The organism is Streptomyces sp. NPDC051976 (assembly GCF_040680795.1).
GTDB lineage: Bacteria > Actinomycetota > Actinomycetes > Streptomycetales > Streptomycetaceae > Actinacidiphila.
On record NZ_JBFAXL010000137.1, the window covers coordinates 1 to 4,535 of the forward strand.

Annotated in this window: 1 protein-coding gene; it reads left to right on the forward strand. The window is 65.6% G+C overall.

Annotated features, from left to right (window positions below; all coding sequences use genetic code 11):
- The first annotated feature begins 1,058 nt into the window (after positions 1–1,058).
- Positions 1,059–4,460, forward strand: a complete 3,402-nt coding sequence (locus AB0M29_RS44995) for a discoidin domain-containing protein (protein WP_365393627.1) — start codon at positions 1,059–1,061, stop codon at positions 4,458–4,460.
- Positions 4,461–4,535 lie beyond the last annotated feature (75 nt).

The window sequence follows — 4,535 nt, forward strand, 5'->3', positions numbered from 1 at the left end:
AAAGCGCTCTCCCGACGGGTGCAGAGTGATGTTTCCCCTTACGATTCACCCCTGTCAAGACGTGTGCACGAGACCCACTCCGGCCCGATCAACCCCGGCAACAAACCCCGACACACCCTCAGCTGTCCCGCGTCAAGCAGTTGGCAGGTTTTCGGGTGCGGGAAAGTTGGGGGTGAGGGGATCCGCGTCGCTGACATGGACGTCGTGGGGCCGGTTCCAGGCGACTGCCTCGTGGGGCCGCACGGTGTGTACTCGATCCGGTAGTCCTCGGCTTGGCGGACCAGGTCGAGGCGTCGGGGATCTCCTTCGAGGAACAGCTTCTCGTACCTCAGGGAGCCGAAGCCGCGTTCGCGGGAGCCGTTGTGTCCAGGTGTGCGCACGCGAGTGCGGACGTGCCGCAGCTCGGGACGGGGGGCGACGAACGCCTCGAAGCGGAACGAGCGGAACGGTCCGCCGACGCGGTACACGTTACCGGGTGTGCCCCCTGCATGAGCCACGGGCGTCGGGCTTGCCTGTTCCCCTTGCCTCGCGGGCCGTGCGTGCGCCGATAGATACGACGTCATCAACGGGTGCCCACTCTCGTTGCTTCCTCATCGTGGGGTATTGAGGCCCCGGTGGGAGATGTCGCTCACCTGGTCTTCGATTTGTGAAGGACTTCTCATGAGGCATGAGAACATTTCTCACATTATTGTCTTCGCCATCCGAAGACAACAACTCCCTTCAGGGACAGTCTCGTCAGAGACTCGCTGTTGCACGACAGCGCCCCAGTGCCCCGATCGTTGCGCATACCCCCAGGTAGGGGTGCCGGATGACTCCCTTGTCGCGGATGCCCGTTTCTGCCCACCCGTTGACATAGCAGAAACGTGGGAGGACCATCTCGCTCGGGAGAGCGCTCTCCCTTCGCTGGTTGAAGGGAAGCTCGCCTGTGCTCCCAGCTCCGCCTGCTCCTCCTCCTGACGAGCTAGAGCTCGCGTGGGCTGCGGTCCCACGGGTCCGTAGGAACGGCCCGTCCCTTTCCCGTCCCGCGGGCCCACGCCCGCCGCCCCCTGGAGAGAGTCATGCCTGCTAGACCTCGGGCGCGCCACACTGCCCGATTCCTCATCCCGTGGCAGGCCGCAGTCGCTGTTCTGGCGCTGCTGGCTGCGCTGTTCACCGTGTCCAGTCCGGCACATGCCGACGCTGCCCTGCTGTCGCAGGGCAAACCAGCCAGCGCCTCCTCGACGGAGAACGCCGGCACGCCGGCGTCCGCGGCCGTGGACGGCAACGACGGCAGCCGCTGGTCGAGCGCTGCCTCCGACCCGCAGTGGCTTCAGGTCGACTTGAAATCGAGCGCGCAGATCTCCCAGGTCGTGCTCAAGTGGGAAGCCGCCTACGCCACGGCGTTCCAGATCCAGGTCTCTGATGATGGCAGTGCCTGGAACACGATCTACTCCACCGCCGCTGGCACCGGCGGCACACAGACTCTGAGCGTCAATGGCACCGGCCGCTACGTGCGGATGTACGGCACCGCCCGGGCCACCGGATATGGCTACTCCTTGTGGGAGTTCCAGGTCTACGGCACGGGTAACGGCGACACCGGGGGAGCCTGCGGCACTGAGAACGCCGCTCAGACCCAGACCGCTACCGCGTCCTCCACCGAGAACGCCGGCACCCCGGCATCCGCAGCCGTTGACGGCAACGACGGCACTCGCTGGTCGAGCGCTGCCTCCGACCCGCAGTGGCTCCAGGTCGACCTTGGCTCCTCCCTGAACATCTGCCAGGTCGTGCTCAAGTGGGAATCCGCCTACGCCACGGCGTTCCAGATCCAGGTCTCCGACGACGCAACCGTCTGGACCACCATCTACTCGACCACCACCGGCACCGGAGGCACCCAGACGCTGAACGTGAGCGGCACCGGTAAGTACATCCGTATGAACGGCACAGCGCGCGCAACTGGATACGGCTACTCTCTCTGGGAGTTCCAGGTCCACACCGGCGGCAGCGGCTCCAATAACGGTGGCAATTGCGGCACCGAGAACGCCGCCCTAGGCCACCCGGCCACCGCGTCCTCCGTTCAGGGCGACGATCCGGGCTACTCCCCGTACTACGCCGTGGACGGCGCCGACATCTCCCGCTGGTCGAGTGCCTACTCCGACTCCGAGTGGCTGCAGGTCGACCTCGCCGCGAGCCTGCCGGTCTGCAAGGTGACTCTGCGGTGGGAGAACGCATACGCCAAGGGATTCCAGATACAACTGTCCGACGACGGTAAGACCTGGAACTCCATCTACTCCACGACTACCGGCACGGGTGGTGCCCAGTCTCTGGACGTCAGCGGCACCGGTCGGTACATCAGGATGAACGGCACCCAGCGCGCCACAGGCTACGGCTATGCCCTGTGGGAGTTCGAGGTCTACACCGTCGGTGGCGTGACCGCGACCATCCCGCCCCCGCAGCCGAAGCCCGCGCCGGGCAACTGCGCCTGGCTGAACTCGACTGCCGCCACTTCGACGCGCGTGGCCCAGTTGATGGGTCAGATGACACTTGAGCAGAAGGTGGCGAGGCTGCACGGCACGCAGTCCAATGACTACATCGGCCAGATCGCCGGCGACCCATCACTGTGCATCCCCGACGTCAACTTGGAGGACGGGCCCTCCGGCGTGGGTGACGGCCTCGGCGGTGTCACCCAAATGCCCGACGGCATGGCCTCGGCGGCGACGTTCGACACCGCGTGGCAGCGCGCCTACGGGAACTCGGTCGGTGAGGAGTTCGCCGGAAAGGGTGTGAACGTTGCTCTCGGGCCGACGATCAACATCGTTCGTGACCCGCGGTGGGGACGGTCGTACGAAACCTATGGCGAGGACCCGTATCTGTCCGGGCAAATGGGTGCCGCCAACATCAAGGGCATCCAGGAGAAGGGTGTGATGGCAGAGGTCAAGCACGCTGCCGCATACAACATCGAGCAGCCCGCAGGGCAGGTGAACATCGATGCACGCACCTTGCAGGAGATCTACCTGCCTGCCTTCCAGACCTCGATCAAGGACGGCGGCGCCGCCGCGGTGATGTGCGCGTACAGCAACGTCAATGGCCAGCCGTCCTGCCAGAACCCCGACATTCTCAACAAGGGGCTCTACCAGCAGGCCGGATTCACCGGGTTCGTGACATCGGACTGGGGAGCCATCCACTCGACCGCGCCGTCCGCGAACGCGGGCCTGACTGTGGAGATGCCCTTCGGCGGTTACTTCGCCCAGTACCTGATCGACGCCGTGCACAACGGCGAGGTCAGCCAAGCGACGGTGGACACCATGGTGTCGCGCGTGCTCACCCAGATGTTCCGGTTCGGCATGTTCGACAAGGCGCCCAGCGGTGACAAGCAGGCGATCGTGACCACCCCTGCGCACCGCAAGGTCGCTCTCCAGGGTATAGAGGAGGGCACGGTCATGCTGAAGAACAACGGGACCCTGCCGCTGAACGCCTCCAACCTGGCCTCGGTGGCGGTGATCGGCCAGGACGCGGGCCCGGGCACCCAGACCATCGGCGGGGGTAGCGGCACCGTCACCAGCAGCGGCACGTACACCCCGGTAGTCGGCATCCAGGAGCGGCTGGCCGGCACCAACACCAAGGTCACCTTCAACGACGGCACGGACGTCAACTCGGCTGTATCGCTCGCCCAGTCGTCCAGCGTTGCCGTCGTCTTCGCCAGCGACAACTACGGCCACGAGGAAGCCGACAACACCTCCCTTAACCTTCCCGACAACCAGGACAACCTTATCTCGGCGGTGGCCGCGGCCAACCCTCACACCATCGTCGTCCTCAACAACAACTCCGCGATCCTCATGCCGTGGCTGAACCAGGTCGCTGGCGTCTTCGAAGGCTTCTACGACGGCCAGGAGTACGGCCAGGGAATCGCCGCGCTGCTGTTCGGCGACGTCAACCCGTCGGGTCACCTCCCCGTCACCTTCCCGACGTCGCTCTCCCAGGTCCCGGCGAACACCACCGCACAGTGGCCGGGTGCGAACGGCCAGATCAACTACTCCGAGGGACTGAAGGTCGGCTACCGCTGGTACGACTCGAACAACCTCACCCCGCTGTTCCCCTTCGGGTTCGGTATGTCGTACACGACCTTCTCGTTCGGAAACCTCCAGGTCGGCGCTCTGAACAACGGTCAGGCGACGGTGACCGCGACAGTCACCAACACCGGCAGCAAGGCGGGCACTGAGGTGGCCCAGCTCTACGTCGCCGACCCGGCCCCCGCCGGTGAACCACCCCACCAACTGAAGGGATTCCAGCGCATCACCCTTGCTCCGGGAGCTTCGGGCACTGTCACCTTCACAGTGACAAACCACGACCTGGCCTCCTGGAACACCACGGCCGACCACTGGGTCGCTGCGGCGGGCACCTATCAGATCCTGGTCGGCGACTCCTCCCGCAACCTCCCGCTGAGCGGCAACCTCGACCTGAACTCAACGGTCACAGCCGACTAGTCACCCCTTGAAACGCGGACGGCGCCCGGCTGGGAGCGCCGGTGGCGGCAACCGTCGCGGGGCGGCTCGGCGGAC

Excerpts from the sequence above, each read along its gene's own strand:
- AB0M29_RS44995 (WP_365393627.1), top strand. The coding sequence starts at position 1,059 with ATGCCTGCTAGACCTCGGGCGCGCCACACTGCCCGATTCCTCATCCCG.